This window comes from Faecalimicrobium sp. JNUCC 81 (assembly GCF_053667625.1).
In genome coordinates this window covers 3,424,831-3,442,388 of sequence record NZ_CM132203.1, presented here as the reverse complement: position 1 = coordinate 3,442,388, position 17,558 = coordinate 3,424,831, and the positions used below count along the sequence as shown (strand labels likewise).

Sequence of the window (17,558 nt, the reverse complement as noted above, 5' to 3'; positions counted from 1 at the left end):
AACTAGCATCGCTAGTCATAATATAAACACATTTTTACTTTATAGGGAGGTAGCAAAATGGTTAAAGTTGCGATAAATGGATTTGGAAGAATAGGAAGATTAGCTTTAAGAAAATTAATGGAGCAAACAGATAAGTTTGAGGTTGTTGCAATAAACGACTTAACAGATGCTAAAACTTTAGCTCACTTATTCAAATATGATACTGCTCAAGGAAGATTCAATGGTGAAATAGAAGTTAAAGAAGGTGCTTTCGTAGTTAACGGACAAGAAATAAAAGTTACTGCTGAAAGAAACCCAGCTGATTTACCATGGGCGCAGTTAAATGTTGATATAGTATTAGAGTGTACAGGATTCTTCACTTCTCAAGAGAAAGCTGGACTTCACTTAGAAGCTGGAGCTAAGAAAGTTGTTATATCAGCACCTGCAACAGGGGATTTAAAAACTGTAGTATTCAACGTAAACAATGATGTATTAGATGGATCAGAAACAGTTATATCAGGAGCATCTTGTACAACTAACTGCTTAGCACCAATGGCTAAAGTATTAAACGATAAATTTGAATTACAAAAAGGATTCATGACTACTATACATGCTTACACTAATGACCAAAATACATTAGATGGACCTCATGCTAAAGGAGACTTAAGAAGAGCTAGAGCTGCTGCTTCTAACATAGTTCCTAACACTACAGGAGCTGCAAAAGCTATAGGTTTAGTTATACCTGCATTAAAAGGTAAATTAGACGGTGGAGCTCAAAGAGTACCTGTTGTAACTGGTTCTTTAACTGAATTAGTTTGTACATTAGGAAAGAAAGTAACTGTAGAAGAAATAAATGCTGCAATGAAAGCTGCATCTAATGAATCATTCGGATACACTGAAGAACCATTAGTATCTTCTGATATAGTAGGAATAGACTTCGGATCATTATTCGATGCTACTCAAACAAGAGTTATGGAAGTAAACGGAGAACAATTAGTTAAAGTTACTTCTTGGTATGACAATGAAATGTCTTACACTGCTCAATTAATAAGAACATTAGGATACTTCGCTGGTTTAGCTAAGTAATTTAATATAAAGTCCGAGGATATGTAGTTTATTACTGCATAACTCGGATTTTTTAAACAGAATATTTAAATAAAGTACACTGTTTAAAATAAATAGAGTATACTTTTGGTAAAAATATATTACATAAAGTGTGAAAAATAGCAAAAATGTGATATGCTAAATTAGAAATTAATTTGCTTTTGAGAGGAGATATAATTATGTCAATGCTTAACAAAAAAACAATAGAATATATAAATGTGAACGGGAAAAAGGTTTTAGTAAGATGTGACTTCAATGTGCCATTAAAAGATGGTGTAATAACTGATGAAAACAGATTAAATGGGGCACTACCTACTATAAAATACTTAATAGATAATGGAGCAAAGGTTATATTATGTTCTCACTTAGGAAAGCCAAAAGGGGAAGCTAAACCAGAATTATCTTTAGCGCCAGTTGCTAAAAGGCTATCGGAGATGTTAGATAAGGAAGTAGTATTTGCTGCGGATGATAATGTTGTGGGGGAAAATGCGAAAACGGCTGTAGAAAAGATGGAAAATGGTGATGTAGTATTATTACAAAACACTAGATACAGAAAAGAAGAAACTAAAAATGAAGAAAACTTCTCTAAAGAATTAGCATCTTTAGCTGAAGTATTTGTAAATGATGCATTCGGGACTGCTCATAGAGCTCACTGTTCTACAGTAGGTGCTGGAGAATTCTTAAATGAAAGAGCTTGCGGATATTTAATACAAAAAGAATTAAAGTTCTTAGGAGAAGCTGTTGCAAACCCAGTAAGACCTTTCACTGCAATATTAGGTGGAGCTAAAGTTTCTGATAAGATAGCTGTTATAGAGCAGTTATTAGAAAAAGTAGACAACATAATAATAGGTGGAGGAATGTCTTATACATTCTTAAAGGCTTTAGGACACGAAATAGGAACTTCATTAGTTGAAGAAGATAGAGTAGAATACGCTAAAGAAATGATGGCTAAAGCAGAAGCTAAAGGTGTTAAATTCTTATTACCAATAGACAATGCTGTTGCTGACAAGTTTGCTGATGTAACTCCAGTTATAACTGAAGGAGCTGATATACCAACTGGTCACATGGGACTTGATATAGGACCTAAGACAATAGAATTATATGTAAATACAGTAAACGATTCTAAAACAATAGTATGGAATGGACCAATGGGAGTATTCGAATTTGAAAACTTCAACAAAGGTACATTAGCTGTTGCTAAAGCTATGGCAGCTTTAACAGAGGCTACTACTGTAATAGGTGGAGGAGATAGTGCTGCAGCTGTTAACCAATTAGGATTTGGAGATAAGATGACTCACGTATCAACTGGTGGTGGAGCATCACTTGAATTCTTAGAAGGTAAAGAGTTACCAGGAATAGTAGCATTAGATAACAAATAAATTTGATAAAAATCATAAAGTATTAAATATGCTAGATGTTTATATAAATATGTCCACAGTTTAAGTTTTACTTTTAGTAAAACTACCTATAAAATATAAGTTAAATCATGAGAAATCTTAATATTAAGATTTCTCAAAGATTTAATTCCAAGTGGGAGGAATAATAAAATGAGAAAACCAATAATAGCAGGAAACTGGAAAATGAACAAAACTATAGCTGAGGCTGTAGAATTTGTGAATGAAGTTAAAGATAAAGTAAATAATGATAAAGTAGAAGCTGTAATATGTGCACCTTTTTTAGCTTTAAAAGATTTAAAAGAAGCTACTAAAGGAAGCAACATAAAAATAGGTGCTCAAAACATGCACTTTGAAGAAAGTGGAGCTTTCACAGGTGAAGTATCACCAGCTATGTTAAAAGAAATAGGAATAGACTATGTAGTTATAGGACATTCTGAAAGAAGACAATACTTCAATGAAACTGATGAAACAGTAAACAAAAAAGTTTTAAAAGCATTAGAACATGGAATAGATCCAATATTATGCTGTGGTGAAACTTTAGAGCAAAGAGAAAATGGTGAAACTAAGTCAGTTTGTAAAGTTCAAATAGAAAAAGCTTTAGAAAATGTAACTAAAGAAGATTTAGTAAAAGTTGTTATAGCTTATGAACCAATATGGGCTATAGGAACTGGAAAAACTGCAACAGCTGAAGATGCTAACGATGTTATAGCTTACATAAGAGAAGTTGTAGCTAACCTTTACGGAGAATTAGCTAATGAAGTTAGAATTCAATACGGAGGAAGCGTTAAGCCTTCAAATGTAACTGAAATAATGAACCAAAGTGATATAGATGGAGCTTTAGTTGGTGGAGCGTCTTTAGCACCTAGCGACTATACAGAGCTTGTTAATTTCTAAGGAGTGACAGATATGAAAAAACCAATTGCTTTAATAATAATGGATGGTTTTGGTGAAAGTAAGATAGAAACAGGTAATGCTGTGGCTGCTGCTAAAACACCTAACTTAGATAAAATAGTTGAAGAATATCCTCATACTTTAATAAATGCTAGTGGACTTGATGTAGGTCTTCCAGATGGACAAATGGGTAACTCAGAAGTAGGGCACACTAACATCGGGGCAGGAAGAATAGTATACCAAGATTTAACTAGAGTTACTAAGGCTATAAAAGACGGAGACTTCTTCGAAAATGAAGTCTTATTAAAAGCTATGGAAAATGCAAAGAGCCACTCTCTTCATTTAATGGGATTATTATCTGATGGAGGAGTTCATTCTCATATAGATCATTTAAAAGCACTTTTAAAAATGGCTAAAGAAAACAATGTTGAAAACGTATTTGTACACGCTTTCACAGATGGTAGAGATACTGCACCAAGAAGTGCTATAGGATATATACAAGACGTAGAAGACTACATGAAAGAATTAGGGGTAGGTAAATTTGCTTCTGTTTCTGGTAGATACTATGCAATGGATAGAGATAAAAGATGGGAAAGAGTACAACTTGCTTATGAAGCGATAGTAGATGGAAAAGGTGTGACTTCAACATCTGCAGTTGAAGCTGTACAAAACTCATATAATGAAGATAAAAATGATGAATTTGTTCTTCCAACTGTAATAGTTGAAAACAATAAGCCAGTAGGCCTTATAAAAGAAGATGATTCTATAGTATTTGGAAACTTTAGACCAGATAGAGCAAGAGAAATAACTAGAGCAATAGTTGATACTGATTTTTCTGGATTTGAAAGACCAAATATGAAAACATTATTCGTATGTTTAACTACATATGATATAACTATAAAAAATGTTAATGTAGCATTTGGACCTCAAAGTTTAACAAATACTTTAGGTGAATACTTAGCTAATAATGGAAAAACTCAGTTAAGAGCTGCAGAAACTGAAAAATATGCTCATGTTACATTCTTCTTTAATGGAGGAGTAGAAGAGCCAAATAAAGATGAAGATAGATTATTAATACCATCTCCAAAGGTTGCAACTTATGACTTACAACCAGAGATGAGTGCTAATGAATTAACAGATAAAATATTAGCAAGAATAGATGAAGATAAATATGACTTTATAGTGCTAAATTATGCTAACCCAGATATGGTAGGACATACGGGAGTAGTGGAAGCTGCTATAGTCGCTGTAGAAACAGTTGATACATGTGTAGGAAAAGTAGTTGATAAAATACTTTCTAAAGGTGGTAGCGCAATAATAACTGCAGATCATGGAAACGCTGAGTACATGAAAGACCCAGAAAGTAATGCAACAATAACAGCTCATTCAATTAATCCAGTACCATTTATAGTAGTAGGGCAAGATTTAAAATCAGCTAAGCTAAAAGAAGATGGAAGATTAAGTGATATAGCACCAACAGTTTTAGATATGATGAATTTAGAACAACCATCAGAAATGACAGGTCATTCTATAATAATAAAATAATATAAGTTAAAAAAGGAAATTATTAATTTCCTATAATATAAAATATTACATGGAAAATTTACAAATTTACCCATCAAAGATAGTTTTTATGTAATATAATAAAAAGGTAAAATAAATTTACGAATATCGAGAGGAGATATAAATATGTCAGTTATCGAATTAGTATATGCAAGAGAAGTATTAGATTCAAGAGGAAACCCAACTGTAGAAGTTGAAGTTGCTTTAGAAAGTGGATCAATAGGAAGAGCTATAGTACCATCAGGAGCATCAACAGGAGCTTTCGAAGCTGTTGAATTAAGAGACGGTGACAAAGGAAGATACTTAGGAAAAGGTACTGAAAAAGCTGTTAATAATGTAAACGAAATAATAGCACCAGAATTAGAAGGTATGGATGCATTTGACCAACCTGGTATAGATGGTTTAATGATAGAATTAGATGGAACTCCAAACAAAGGTAAATTAGGAGCTAATGCAATATTAGGTGTATCTATGGCTGTAGCTAGAGCTGCTGCTGATGAAATAGGATTACCATTATTCCAATACATAGGTGGAGTAAATGCTAAGCAATTACCAGTTCCAATGATGAACATAATAAACGGTGGAGAGCATGCTGATAATAACGTTGACGTACAAGAGTTCATGATATTACCAGTTGGAGCTCCAACATTCAAAGAAGGATTAAGAATGGGTGCAGAAGTATTCCATTCATTAAAGAAAGTTTTAGCTGACAACGGATTAGCTTGTGGTGTAGGTGATGAGGGAGGATTTGCTCCAAACTTAAGTTCAAACAGAGCTGCTTTAGAATTAATAGTAGATGCTATATCTAAAGCTGGATATGAGCCAGGAAAAGACGTTATGTTAGGACTTGATGTTGCTGCTACAGAAATGTACAACAAAGAAACTAAGAAATATGTTTTAGCTGGAGAAGGAAAAGAATTAACTGCAGCTGAAATGGTTGAGTTATACGAAGATTGGTCAAATAACTTCCCAATAATAACTATAGAAGACGGATTAGATGAAGAAGATTGGGATGGATGGAAGTTATTAACTGAGAAATTAGGAAACAAATTACAATTAGTTGGAGACGACTTATTCGTTACTAACACTGAAAGATTAGAAAGAGGAATAGAGCAAGGTGTTGCTAACTCTATATTAGTTAAAGTTAACCAAATAGGTACAATAACTGAAACTCTAGATGCAATAGAAATGGCTAAGAGAGCTGGATACACAGCAGTTATATCTCATAGATCAGGAGAAACAGAAGATACTACTATAGCTGATTTAGCTGTAGCTGTAAATGCAGGACAAATAAAAACTGGTGCTCCATCAAGAACTGATAGAGTTGCTAAGTACAACCAATTATTAAGAATAGAAGAGATGGTTGGAGATTCTGCTAGATACTGTGGATTAAAATCTTTCTACAACTTGAAAAAATAATTTAATTTTTAATTAAATTTAATATATGATAAAGGGTAATAGATATATCTATTGCCCTTTATTTTTTTTATAAAAATGATAATATAAAAATATACTAAAATATAAAAGACATAAAATTTCATGAGAAGAAGGTTGAATTTATGGCAATTAATAAGATTAGTTTTAACTTAGCGCAAGAGATAGTAAATGCAGTAAAAGAAGTTGTAGATAAAGATATAAACTTTATAGATAAAAATGGAATAATAATAGGTAGTACAGATAAAAAAAGACTAAATACATTTCATCAAGCTGGATATGAAGCAATAAGAACATTAAATAATATAGTTGTTGATGATGATAGTGAGTATAAAGGAAGCAGAAATGGTATAAATTATCCTATAAAAATAAATAAGACTGCAATTGGAGCAATTGGGATAACTGGAGAACCTAGCGAAGTTGGTAGATATGGGTTTCTTGTTACTAAGATTACAGAAATATTTATAAAGGAACAGCAATTGAATTTCAAATATGAGGCTGATAAGCAAAGAATAAGCTATGTGGTAAAGTCTTTAATATACAATGATATAGAAGATAAAGATGAAATAGAAAATATATTAGAAGAATTTAATATATCATCTAATCAGAAGTTTGCAGTTGTTATTATGAAAATTAATAAATATCATAGAGATGGAGATTTAGAAATTATAGAAAATGAAATAAAAAAGGTATTTGATTCTATTGGAAATGTTTTTAAGGTATATATTTATCCAAATGAGTTTATTGCTTTAATTAATGAAGAAAGATATGAAAAGCTTAAAACTGTTTATATGGATTTTTTAAAAACATATAAAGGAACATTAAGTGGAGGGGTAGGAAGATTAAAAGAAATTTACGAAACTCATAAATCATACCAAGAAGCTAGAATAGCATTAAAATACTCTACTAATTATAAAAAAATCTTAACCTATATTGATTCTTTAAATTTAGAGCTTATATTAGAAAATGTTGATGCAGAAGTAAAGAAACAATATATGGACAAAATTTTAGATAATCTAGACAAAGAGGAAATAAGTTTATTAGAGATTTATTATAAAAATGATATGTCATTAAAGCAAACATCAGAAGATTTATATATTCATAAAAATACACTACAGTATAGACTAGATAAAATAAACCAAAAAAGTGGTTTTGACCCAAGAAAATTTAATGACTCAGTTATACTGTATTTAGCTATAAATATAAAACTAGGAATATAAATGAATATAAAAAAAGCCATAAATTTATGGCTTTTTTTATATTTAAGAAAATTATAAATTTAAACAAGTATTTGATTAAGGATTTAAAATATATGAAATGCTTATATGTATATAGATTAAGTAAAGTTAAATTTTTACTATTACAATAAAATTAATAGATTTTCAATGTTATAGGTAACAGAAATAAGTGTAGGAAAACGAAATTATTTGTTACAAATAACATTCATGTCGAAATATGTATTTGATACAATATTATCAAAAGGAGGAGAGAAATATGAAAATAGTAATTTCGATAGATTCTTTAAAAGGAAGTTTAACTTCAATAGAAGCAGCAAATGCAATAAAAAAAGGAATATTAAACGTTTATAATAAAGCAGATATAACAATAATGCCTCTGGCAGATGGTGGAGAGGGTACTGTAGATGCCTTAGTAGAAGGTATGAATGGAGAAAAACAAATAATATCCGTAACAGGACCTTTAAATAAAGAAGTGAACGCAGAATATGGAATATTAAAAGATACAAATACAGCAATAATAGAGATGGCTCAAGCTTCTGGACTTACACTAGTTGAACCAGAACTTAGAAATCCTTTAAATACAACAACTTATGGAGTTGGAGAAATAATAAAAGAAGCAATAGATAAAGGATGTAGAAACTTTATAGTTGGAATTGGTGGAAGCGCTACTAATGACTGTGGAGTTGGAATGCTTCAAGCACTAGGCTATGAATTCTATGATGAAAATAATAACTTAGTAGGATTAGGTGGAAAAGTACTAAATGAAATAAAAAGTATAAAAATAGATAATAGATTAAAAGAACTTGATGAGTGTACATTTAAAATAGCTTGTGATGTTAACAATCCATTATACGGAAAAAATGGAGCAGCTCATATATACGGACCTCAAAAAGGTGCAACAGAAGAAATAGTTGAAGAGTTAGATAAAGGTCTTATTAATTTCTCACAAGTTGTTAAAAAAGACTTAGGTAAAGATATAGCACATGTAGAAGGTGTAGGAGCAGCTGGTGGTCTTGGATTTGCATTCTTAGGATTTTTAAATTCAAAATTAGAATCAGGTATAAAGATAATATTAGATGAAATAAAACTAGAAGAAGTAATAAAAGGTGCTGATTTTGTTATAACAGGAGAAGGTAGATTAGATAATCAAACAGCTATGGGAAAAGCGCCTATTGGAGTAGCAAAACTTGCTAAAGCTAATAATGCAAAAGTTATAGCAATAGCAGGATGCACAACAGATGATGCAGTTAAATGTAATGAAGAAGGAATAGACGCATATTTCTCAATAGTAAACTCTTCAATGACAATAGAAGAAGCAATGGAGAAAGAAACTGCAACTAAAAATATGATAGCGACAACAACACAAATATTTAACCTTATAAAATCAGTTAAGTAAATACCGCACAAAAATTCGCTTCACTCATATAGGCAACGGCCTAAGGAGAGGGTACGTTGCTCAAGTTTAGAGGTTGAAAATAATATTAAAAAAACTTATTAGGTGGTGGGATAAATGGATGTACAAATAACAACACTAGGAGCATTACTAGGACTTGCAGTAGCAATTATATTAATAATTAAAAAAATACATCCTGCATATAGCTTAATATTAGGAGCTGTAGTAGGAGGATTAGTAGGTGGAGCAGGACTTAGCGGAACTGTAGATGTAATGATAAGTGGGGCAAAAGATATAATGCCTGCGATACTTCGTATAGTAACATCAGGAGTTTTAGCTGGAGTACTTATAAAAACAGGAGCAGCAGCTAAGATTGCTGATCAGATAATAAAAACATTGGGTGAAAAAAGAGCTTTATTTGCACTAGCTTTATCAACAATGATATTAACAGCAGTTGGAGTATTCGTAGACGTAGCAGTAATAACTGTTGCACCAATAGCACTTGCAATATCTAAAAAATTAGGATATGCACCAATGGTTATTCTTTTAGCTATGATAGGTGGAGGAAAAGCAGGTAATATTATATCTCCAAATCCAAATACTATATCAGCAGCAGAAAACTTTGGAGTTGATTTATCATCTCTAATGGCAGCAAATATTATACCAGCAATAGTAGGGCTTATAGTTACTGTAATATTAGCAAGTATGCTAGCTAAGAAATTTAAAGGAACTAAGATAGAAATAGTAAAAGATGAGCAAGATAATTTAGAATTACCATCTTTCTTTGCAGCAATAATTGGACCACTAGTAGCAATACTTTTACTTGCGCTAAGACCAATAGCAGGAATAGCAGTAGATCCACTTATAGCATTACCAGTTGGTGGAGTAATTGGAGCATTAGCTATGGGTAAAGCAAAGAATCTTAATGAATATATAACTTTTGGACTTTCAAAAATGATGCCAGTTGCAATTTTACTAATAGGAACAGGTACAGTTGCAGGAATAATAAAAGCGTCAACTCTGCAACAAACAACAATAGGATTACTTGATGCAATGAATATGCCAGCATTTTTATTAGCTCCAATATCAGGTATATTAATGTCAGCAGCAACAGCATCAACTACATCAGGAGCAACTATAGCATCAGCAACATTTGGACCAGCTATAATGGGAGTTGGAGTATCTCCAATAGCAGGAGCAGCTATGGTTCATGCAGGAGCTACAGTACTGGATCACTTACCACATGGTTCATTCTTCCATGCAACAGCGGGAGCAACAAATATGAGTATAGGTGAGCGTTTAAAATTAATACCATATGAATCTTTAGTAGGACTTTCTATGACTATAGTTTCAACTATAATGTGGGGAATAATGATGTAATAAATGTAAATTATAAAATAAATAATAGAGACTTATGATAAACAATTAGGAGGCAATAATGTTAAATAATATAAAAAGAACTAAAATAGTATGTACATTAGGACCGGCATCAGATAGAGAAGAAACATTAACAGAGCTTGTAAAGAACGGATTAAATGTATGTAGATTTAATTTTTCTCATGGGTCTCATGAAGAGCACAAAGAAAGAATGAATTTAGTAAAAAAAGTTAGAAAAGATTTAAATCAACCAGTAGCTATATTATTAGATACAAAAGGACCAGAAATAAGAACAGGAAACTTTGCAGACCCTGAAGTTTTATTAGAAGAAGGTCAAAAATTCACTATAACTATGAAAGATGTTATGGGAAATAAAGAAATGTGTAGCGTAAGTTACAAAGGTCTCTCAAAAGATGTAGTGTCTGGAGATACTATATTAATAGATGATGGATTAGTAGGACTTAGAGTACAAGAAGTTAATGGTGACGATATACACTGTATAGTAGAAAACTCTGGAATAGTCAAAAATCATAAAGGAGTTAATGTACCTGGAGTAAGTATAAAACTACCAGCATTAACAGAAAAAGATGTTAGCGATATAGAATTTGGTATAGAGCAAGGAATAGATTATATAGCAGCATCATTTGTTAGAAAAGCATCAGATGTATTAGAAATAAAAGAAGTATTAGAAAAAAATAATGCTACACATATTCAGATAATATCTAAAATAGAGAACCAAGAAGGAATAGATAATATAGATGAAATATTAAAAGTATCTGATGGAATAATGGTTGCTAGGGGAGATTTAGGAGTTGAAATACCAACAGAAGAAATACCTATAGCTCAAAAGATGATGATAAAAAAATGCAACAAATTAGGTAAGCCAGTAATAACTGCTACTCAAATGTTAGATTCTATGATTAGAAATCCTAGACCAACAAGAGCAGAAGTTACAGATGTTGCAAATGCTATATATGATGGAACAGATGCAATAATGTTATCAGGGGAAACTGCTGCTGGTAAGTATCCGATAGAAGCTGTTAAAACTATGGCTACCATAGCAAAAAGAACGGAAGAAACATTAAATTATAATGAATTATTAAGAAAAAGAAAGATAGAAGAAGTAACAGTAACAAATGCAATAAGTCATGCTACATGTACTACAGCTAGAGATTTAAGTGCAGCTTCAATAGTAACCTTTACTTCAACTGGACATACAGCTAGAATGGTTTCTAAATTTAGACCGCAGTGTCCAATAATAGCTACAACAGAAGATGAAGGAGTTATGAGAAGATTAGCTTTAACTTGGGGCGTATACCCAATCAAAACATCTCATGCAGGAAGCACAGATGAAATAATAAATAACTCAATAGAATCAGCTAAAGAAGTTAATTATTTAAAAGATGGTGACTTAGTTGTAATAACAGCAGGTGTACCAGCTGGAGTAAGTGGAACTACAAACTTAATAAAGGTACATGCTATAGAAAAATAATAAAAAATTTAAATGATTAATCTGTTAATTATTTTTAACAGATTAATCTATACATATAGTAAGAATTTGAGAGGAGAATTAAAATGTCAGCTATAGAATTAGTATATGCAAGAGAAGTATTAGACTCAAGAGGAAACCCAACTGTAGAAGTTGAAGTTGCTTTAGAAAGCGGATCAATAGGAAGAGCTATAGTACCATCAGGAGCATCAACAGGAGCTTTCGAAGCTGTTGAATTAAGAGACGGTGACAAAGGAAGATACTTAGGAAAAGGTACTGAAAAAGCTGTTAATAATGTAAACGAAATAATAGCACCAGAATTAGAAGGTATGGATGCATTTGACCAACCTGGTATAGATGGTTTAATGATAGAATTAGATGGAACTTTAAACAAAGGTAAATTAGGAGCTAACGCAATATTAGGTGTTTCTATGGCTGTAGCTAGAGCTGCTGCTGATGAAATAGGATTACCATTATTCCAATACATAGGTGGAGTAAATGCTAAGCAATTACCAGTTCCAATGATGAACATAATAAACGGTGGAGAGCATGCTGATAATAATGTTGACGTACAAGAGTTCATGATATTACCAGTTGGAGCAAAAACATTCAAAGAAGGATTAAGAATGGGTGCAGAAGTATTCCATTCATTAAAGAAAGTTCTAGCTGATAACGGATTAGCTTGTGGTGTAGGTGACGAAGGTGGATTTGCTCCAAACTTATCATCAAACAGAGCTGCTTTAGAATTAATAGTAGATGCTATATCTAAAGCTGGATATGAGCCAGGAAAAGACGTTATGTTAGGACTTGATGTTGCTGCTACAGAAATGTACAACAAAGAAACTAAAAAATACGTTTTAGCTGGAGAAGGAAAAGAATTAACTGCAGCTGAAATGGTTGAATTATATGAAGATTGGTCAAATAACTTCCCAATAATAACTATAGAAGACGGATTAGATGAAGAAGATTGGGATGGATGGAAGTTATTAACTGAGAAATTAGGAAACAAATTACAATTAGTTGGAGACGACTTATTCGTTACTAACACTGAAAGATTAGAAAGAGGAATAGAGCAAGGTGTTGCTAACTCTATATTAGTTAAAGTTAACCAAATAGGTACAATAACTGAAACTCTAGATGCAATAGAAATGGCTAAGAGAGCTGGATACACTGCAGTTATATCTCATAGATCAGGAGAAACAGAAGATACTACTATAGCTGACTTAGCTGTAGCTGTAAACGCTGGACAAATAAAGACTGGTGCTCCATCAAGAACTGATAGAGTTGCTAAGTACAACCAATTATTAAGAATAGAAGAAATGGTTGGAGATTCTGCTAGATACTGTGGATTAAAATCTTTCTACAACTTAAAAAAATAATAAATATTTAAATTTTTATAAAAAAGCTTTTGGTATATGCGAAAGCTTTTTTAGTAACTGTGTTTGAGGTAAATTAGTTAATCGATATATACTTTAGTATAAGCTGATTTTTAGCTTGGATACCTTGAAATGCCTATTTTATTATGATATATTAAAGTGTAAATAAAATTTGACAATACTAAAAGAGAATGGAGGGGTTACAGATGAATCTAGGAACTATATTAATGGGTGTACAAGTTGTACTAGCTGTACTTTTAATAGTTAGTATAATGCCACAAGATAGTAAAGGAGCTGTGCCTTCACAATTTGGTGGAGAAGGAAATCAAACTTACTTCAAGCCAAAAGGAAAAGAAGCTTTTCTTGGTAGATTAACTAAAATAACATCAGTGTTATTTTTCTTAAATGCATTAGCAATGCTTTTATTAAAGAAGTAATATTAAATAACAGGCCATTATTTAATAAATGTATTTAAGTTATTATTTAAAAGTTAAATTTAATTTTTAAAAGAATAATGTATTGAAGTAAAATATAAAAATTTTATTTTAATACATTATTTTAGTTTAAATAAAAAAGCTATGGAAAAAGGTTATATACCAATTCCATAGCTTTTTTAGATTTTTAGTTATCAAATACTGTATTTTTAGCTTTCCATTCTTCCATTTTTATTTCAAGCCAGAATCCATATATTCCAAGTGTTATTATAGTTAATAACCACCATTTGATATAGTTAACAAATAATGATCCACCTGTTCCAGTGAACTTAAGTCTTCTACCTTCTATAACTGTGTGTTTTTTAATCCAGCTATGCTTTAAAGTAACTGCCCAAGGTGTAGCAATTCCTAAAGTGAAAAATGTTATTAAAAATGCCATGATATTAATTCCTATAAGTTCTAAAACCCCACCATCAAATTCTGATTTTTGATAATCCATTATGCCATCTCCCTCTGTGATTTATGATATTGTAATTATACACTAATATTAAAAAAATGAAAATTAATTAAACCTTAAATAAATATTATTTAATTTTAAAGTAAACTGTGAGATTTAGATTGAGGGGATTTATAGGAATTGTTTTATTATTAGACTTAACAATGTAGTTATTTGGTGGAACGTAATTTATTAAATACTAAACGTATAAAAAACGTAACCTTAGGTATAATATATACTTAAGGTTACGTTTTTTACTATCCTTGAGAAACTTGTTGTTTAACTATTGAAATTTCAGTTGGTGAAGCAGGCTGTGCTGGAATATAATAGCCTTTTTCTTTAGCTTTTTTGAAAAGATTATATTGACGTATTTCATCTTGGTCTCTCATTTGTTGTAGAGTTTGACGAAGTTGTTCATTTTCAGTTTGAGCTATTATACCACCATAGCCAGCTAAGCTAGCGTTTATACCAGCTAAATAATCATTTACTATCTCTTTTTCTTGCATTTAGTTACCTCCTATCCTAAGAACATTATTAGTTTTTCTTTGCTTGATTTTGCATCTTGAGCGTCTTTTTCAAACATTTGCTTTAACTCTGCATCAGCACATTGTAAAGCATAGTCATTTAATTTCTTTTCAATTGTGCAGTGAGCACCAATTAAATGTCGTAGGTTTTGTAGCTCTAATTCATTTAAATTATCCATAATAGTCAACTCCTTTACTTTAGATTCAATAGTAGTATTATCGAAGTTGTATGAGTATATTCAACAAAATAACTAATAATATATTTTCTTATTATAGAAGATAATGTAATATAGTTTATTTATTAGTTATTAGAATGGTTTTGCTATGAAATATTAAACAATAAATAATATTAAAAAAATATATAGCTTATAAAAAGTATTTAAATCATAAAAAAGTATTTTAATTGTTTAATTAATTTAATGGCTGGAATTTGACAGTTTTACCAAAGTATTACAATGGTGTATAATGATTAAATGGTAATAATAAAATATAAATATAGAATTAATAAAGTAAATTAATATTAATTATATACAATTAATATCATAGTATAAAATATAATAAATTTTTTGAAAAATAAGATTTATATAATAATGAACATGGAGGTACGTTAATGTTACCAGGACTTAAAGAACGTTTATTGGGACTTATAAATGACCCAGATTATAGCCCTTTAAAGAAAGAAGAACTAGCTGTTATTTTTGATATACATGCATGTGAAGCAGCAATGTTTTATAACTTCTTAAATGAACTAGAAGAAGACGGCTATATTTGTAAAACTAAAAAGGAAAAAATAATAGCACCTAAAACTATGGGATATTTTGTAGGTAAGTTTGTATCGCATAGAAAAGGATTTGGATTTGTTGAATCTGATGAAGAATACACACAAGATTTATTTATACCAGCTTGTGATATAAATGGAGCTATGCATAACGATAGAGTTATGGCGGAAATAGTAACTCCGGCTACAGATGAAAGAAGAGCTGAAGGTAAAATAATAAAAGTTATTCAAAGAGAAGTAACTCGTATTGTTGGTACATTTCAACCAAATAAAAATTTTGGATTTGTTATACCTGATGATAAGAAGTTTAATAAAGATATATATGTACCTAAAAAATTCTTTAGTGGTGCAAGAGAAAATGATAAGGTTGTATGTGAAATAACTGTATGGCCTAAAGAAGATAGAAAACCAGAAGGTAAAGTTGTTGAGGTATTAGGACAAAAAGGACTAAAAGAAGTAGAAATACATTCTATAATAAAAGCACATGGATTACCTGAAGAATTCCCTAAAAAGGTATTAGATGAAGCAGAACATGTAGCTATTCCAATACCACAAGAAGAAATGGAAAGAAGATTAGATATAAGAGGATTAAAAACATTTACAATAGATGGAGACGACGCTAAAGACTTAGACGATGCTATATCTATAGAAATGCTGGATAACGGAAACTTCAGCTTAGGTGTTCATATAGCAGACGTTACTCATTATGTAAGAGAAAAAAGTAAATTAGATAAAGAAGCTTTAAAAAGAGCAACTTCAGTTTACTTAGTAGACACAGTAATACCAATGCTACCTAAAACACTTTCTAATGGAGTTTGTAGTTTAAATCCTAATGAAGATAAACTTGCTTTATCAGTATTTATGGAAATAGACCATAAAGGTAATGTTGTTAAATACGATATAAAAGAAACTATAATAGATTCAGATGCTAGAATGACATATACAGAAGTGTCAGATATTTTAGAAAATGATGATGAAAAGTTAAAAGAAACATATTCTAATCTAGTAGAAGAATTTAAAAATGCAGAAATACTAGCTAGAATATTAATGGATAGAAGAACAAAAAGAGGTTCAATAGACTTTGACTTCCCAGAAGCTAAAATAATATTAGATAAAGAAGGTAAAGTTTTAGAAATACAACAATATGAAAGAAGAATATCAAATAAAATAATAGAAGAATTCATGCTTATAAGTAATGAAACAGTAGCAGAGCATTTCTTCTGGTTAAATGTTCCTTTCGTTTATAGAATACATGAAACTCCATCGGTAGAAAAAATGCAAAACTTAAGCAAGTTTGTTTCTACATTTGGGTATACTATAAAAGGTGATATGGAAGAAGTACACCCTAAAGCTCTTCAAGCAATAGTTGAAGGAATAAAAGGAAAAAGAGAAGAAGAAGCAATAAGTACAATAATGCTTCGTTCATTAAGACAGGCAAAATATGCTCCTGAATGTGTAGGTCACTTTGGATTAGCAGCTAAATATTACTGCCACTTTACTTCTCCAATAAGAAGATATCCAGACCTTCAAATACACAGAATAATAAAAGAGCAATTAAATAATAAATTAAATCAAAAAAGACAAGATCAACTTAAAAATATAGTAGATTATGCATCAGTTCAATCATCTGAAAGAGAAAGAAGTGCAGACCTTGCAGAAAGAGATGTTAAAGACTACTATAAAGCAGTATATATGTATGATAAGATTGGTGAAGAATTTGACGGTGTAGTATCAAGTGTAACTTCATTTGGTATGTTTATAGAACTTCCAGATACTGTTGAAGGACTTATAAGACTTGCAAATATTACAGATGACTATTATATTTATGATGATACAACATATACTATAATGGGAGAGCGTACTAAGAAGACTTTCAGAATAGGTGATCCTGTTAGAATAAAAGTAGATAATGTGAATATAGATGCTAGAGAAATAGACTTTAAATTACTATATAAAATAGATGAAAACACAAATGTAGATAGCGAATAGTGATATATATTGTATTAGTCAATATGACATAGTTATATTGACTAATACATGTAAATATGGTATATTTTTACTAATAATAAGCTTATTGTTTATGAA

General features: G+C 30.8%; 14 protein-coding genes and 1 pseudogene. 12 read left to right on the top strand and 3 right to left on the bottom strand.

The window, feature by feature from the left end:
- Window positions 1-57 precede the first annotated feature (57 nt).
- From gap to secG, 11 genes and pseudogenes are all read left to right on the top strand, one after another.
- Window positions 58-1,065 carry a type I glyceraldehyde-3-phosphate dehydrogenase gene (gene gap, locus JNUCC81_RS16890; protein ID WP_454094533.1) on the top strand — a complete coding sequence of 336 codons (1,008 nt, stop codon included), beginning with the start codon at window positions 58-60 and terminating at the stop codon, window positions 1,063-1,065.
- 197 nt (window positions 1,066-1,262) lie between these two features.
- Window positions 1,263-2,462 (top strand): phosphoglycerate kinase, encoded by a 1,200-nt coding sequence (locus JNUCC81_RS16885; protein ID WP_454094532.1) that lies wholly within the window; start codon window positions 1,263-1,265, stop codon window positions 2,460-2,462.
- Between the two features lie 168 nt (window positions 2,463-2,630).
- Entirely contained in the window at window positions 2,631-3,374 is a 744-nt protein-coding gene (tpiA, locus tag JNUCC81_RS16880; protein WP_454094531.1) for a triose-phosphate isomerase, read from the top strand.
- A 12-nt stretch (window positions 3,375-3,386) separates the two neighbouring features.
- Window positions 3,387-4,916 (top strand): 2,3-bisphosphoglycerate-independent phosphoglycerate mutase, encoded by a 1,530-nt coding sequence (gene gpmI, locus JNUCC81_RS16875; RefSeq protein WP_454094530.1) that lies wholly within the window; start codon window positions 3,387-3,389, stop codon window positions 4,914-4,916.
- Between the two features lie 144 nt (window positions 4,917-5,060).
- On the top strand, window positions 5,061-6,353 hold the full coding sequence (gene eno, locus JNUCC81_RS16870; RefSeq protein ID WP_454094529.1) for a phosphopyruvate hydratase: 1,293 nt from the start codon (window positions 5,061-5,063) through the stop codon (window positions 6,351-6,353).
- 140 nt (window positions 6,354-6,493) lie between these two features.
- Complete coding sequence (locus tag JNUCC81_RS16865) at window positions 6,494-7,588, top strand: CdaR family transcriptional regulator (protein WP_454094528.1); 1,095 nt, start codon at window positions 6,494-6,496, stop codon at window positions 7,586-7,588.
- 274 nt (window positions 7,589-7,862) lie between these two features.
- Window positions 7,863-9,002 carry a glycerate kinase gene (locus JNUCC81_RS16860; RefSeq protein WP_454094527.1) on the top strand — a complete coding sequence of 380 codons (1,140 nt, stop codon included), beginning with the start codon at window positions 7,863-7,865 and terminating at the stop codon, window positions 9,000-9,002.
- A gap of 114 nt (window positions 9,003-9,116) precedes the next feature.
- The gene (locus JNUCC81_RS16855) at window positions 9,117-10,379 is read left to right on the top strand and encodes a GntP family permease (protein WP_454094526.1); all 1,263 of its coding nucleotides are present in this window, start codon (window positions 9,117-9,119) and stop codon (window positions 10,377-10,379) included.
- A gap of 58 nt (window positions 10,380-10,437) precedes the next feature.
- A pseudogene (gene pyk / locus JNUCC81_RS16850) lies at window positions 10,438-11,865 on the top strand (pyruvate kinase); the annotation flags it as partial.
- An 86-nt stretch (window positions 11,866-11,951) separates the two neighbouring features.
- Window positions 11,952-13,244, top strand: coding sequence for a phosphopyruvate hydratase (gene eno / locus JNUCC81_RS16845; protein ID WP_454094525.1), 1,293 nt, complete (start codon window positions 11,952-11,954; stop codon window positions 13,242-13,244).
- A gap of 203 nt (window positions 13,245-13,447) precedes the next feature.
- Window positions 13,448-13,678: a preprotein translocase subunit SecG gene (gene secG / locus JNUCC81_RS16840; RefSeq protein ID WP_286184047.1), complete on the top strand. Its 231-nt coding sequence runs from the start codon at window positions 13,448-13,450 to the stop codon at window positions 13,676-13,678.
- 184 nt (window positions 13,679-13,862) lie between these two features.
- Here secG and JNUCC81_RS16835 read toward each other — a convergent pair whose 3' ends face one another.
- The 3 genes from JNUCC81_RS16835 to JNUCC81_RS16825 form a co-directional block, all read right to left on the bottom strand.
- Window positions 13,863-14,174, bottom strand: coding sequence for a DUF898 family protein (locus tag JNUCC81_RS16835; protein ID WP_454094524.1), 312 nt, complete (start codon window positions 14,172-14,174; stop codon window positions 13,863-13,865).
- A gap of 254 nt (window positions 14,175-14,428) precedes the next feature.
- Window positions 14,429-14,677: a spore coat protein gene (locus tag JNUCC81_RS16830; protein ID WP_042276236.1), complete on the bottom strand. Its 249-nt coding sequence runs from the start codon at window positions 14,675-14,677 to the stop codon at window positions 14,429-14,431.
- 11 nt (window positions 14,678-14,688) lie between these two features.
- A complete protein-coding gene (locus JNUCC81_RS16825; protein ID WP_454094523.1) occupies window positions 14,689-14,874 on the bottom strand; it encodes a hypothetical protein in 186 nt (61 codons plus the stop codon).
- 431 nt (window positions 14,875-15,305) lie between these two features.
- On the opposite strand from JNUCC81_RS16825, the gene rnr reads away from it, so the two are divergent.
- Window positions 15,306-17,462 carry a ribonuclease R gene (gene rnr, locus JNUCC81_RS16820; RefSeq protein ID WP_454094522.1) on the top strand — a complete coding sequence of 719 codons (2,157 nt, stop codon included), beginning with the start codon at window positions 15,306-15,308 and terminating at the stop codon, window positions 17,460-17,462.
- The last annotated feature ends 96 nt before the right edge of the window (window positions 17,463-17,558 follow it).

What these genes read in the sequence shown, in the direction of transcription:
- tpiA (WP_454094531.1), top strand. Translation starts at nt 2,631, where the DNA reads ATGAGAAAACCAATAATAGCAGGAAACTGGAAAATGAACAAAACTATA.
- JNUCC81_RS16865 (WP_454094528.1), top strand. Translation starts at nt 6,494, where the DNA reads ATGGCAATTAATAAGATTAGTTTTAACTTAGCGCAAGAGATAGTAAAT.
- JNUCC81_RS16885 (WP_454094532.1), top strand. Translation starts at nt 1,263, where the DNA reads ATGTCAATGCTTAACAAAAAAACAATAGAATATATAAATGTGAACGGG.
- gap (WP_454094533.1), top strand. Translation starts at nt 58, where the DNA reads ATGGTTAAAGTTGCGATAAATGGATTTGGAAGAATAGGAAGATTAGCT.
- gpmI (WP_454094530.1), top strand. Translation starts at nt 3,387, where the DNA reads ATGAAAAAACCAATTGCTTTAATAATAATGGATGGTTTTGGTGAAAGT.
- JNUCC81_RS16835 (WP_454094524.1), bottom strand. Translation starts at nt 14,174, where the DNA reads ATGGATTATCAAAAATCAGAATTTGATGGTGGGGTTTTAGAACTTATA.
- secG (WP_286184047.1), top strand. Translation starts at nt 13,448, where the DNA reads ATGAATCTAGGAACTATATTAATGGGTGTACAAGTTGTACTAGCTGTA.
- JNUCC81_RS16860 (WP_454094527.1), top strand. Translation starts at nt 7,863, where the DNA reads ATGAAAATAGTAATTTCGATAGATTCTTTAAAAGGAAGTTTAACTTCA.
- eno (WP_454094529.1), top strand. Translation starts at nt 5,061, where the DNA reads ATGTCAGTTATCGAATTAGTATATGCAAGAGAAGTATTAGATTCAAGA.
- rnr (WP_454094522.1), top strand. Translation starts at nt 15,306, where the DNA reads ATGTTACCAGGACTTAAAGAACGTTTATTGGGACTTATAAATGACCCA.
- JNUCC81_RS16825 (WP_454094523.1), bottom strand. Translation starts at nt 14,874, where the DNA reads ATGGATAATTTAAATGAATTAGAGCTACAAAACCTACGACATTTAATT.
- JNUCC81_RS16855 (WP_454094526.1), top strand. Translation starts at nt 9,117, where the DNA reads ATGGATGTACAAATAACAACACTAGGAGCATTACTAGGACTTGCAGTA.
- eno (WP_454094525.1), top strand. Translation starts at nt 11,952, where the DNA reads ATGTCAGCTATAGAATTAGTATATGCAAGAGAAGTATTAGACTCAAGA.
- JNUCC81_RS16830 (WP_042276236.1), bottom strand. Translation starts at nt 14,677, where the DNA reads ATGCAAGAAAAAGAGATAGTAAATGATTATTTAGCTGGTATAAACGCT.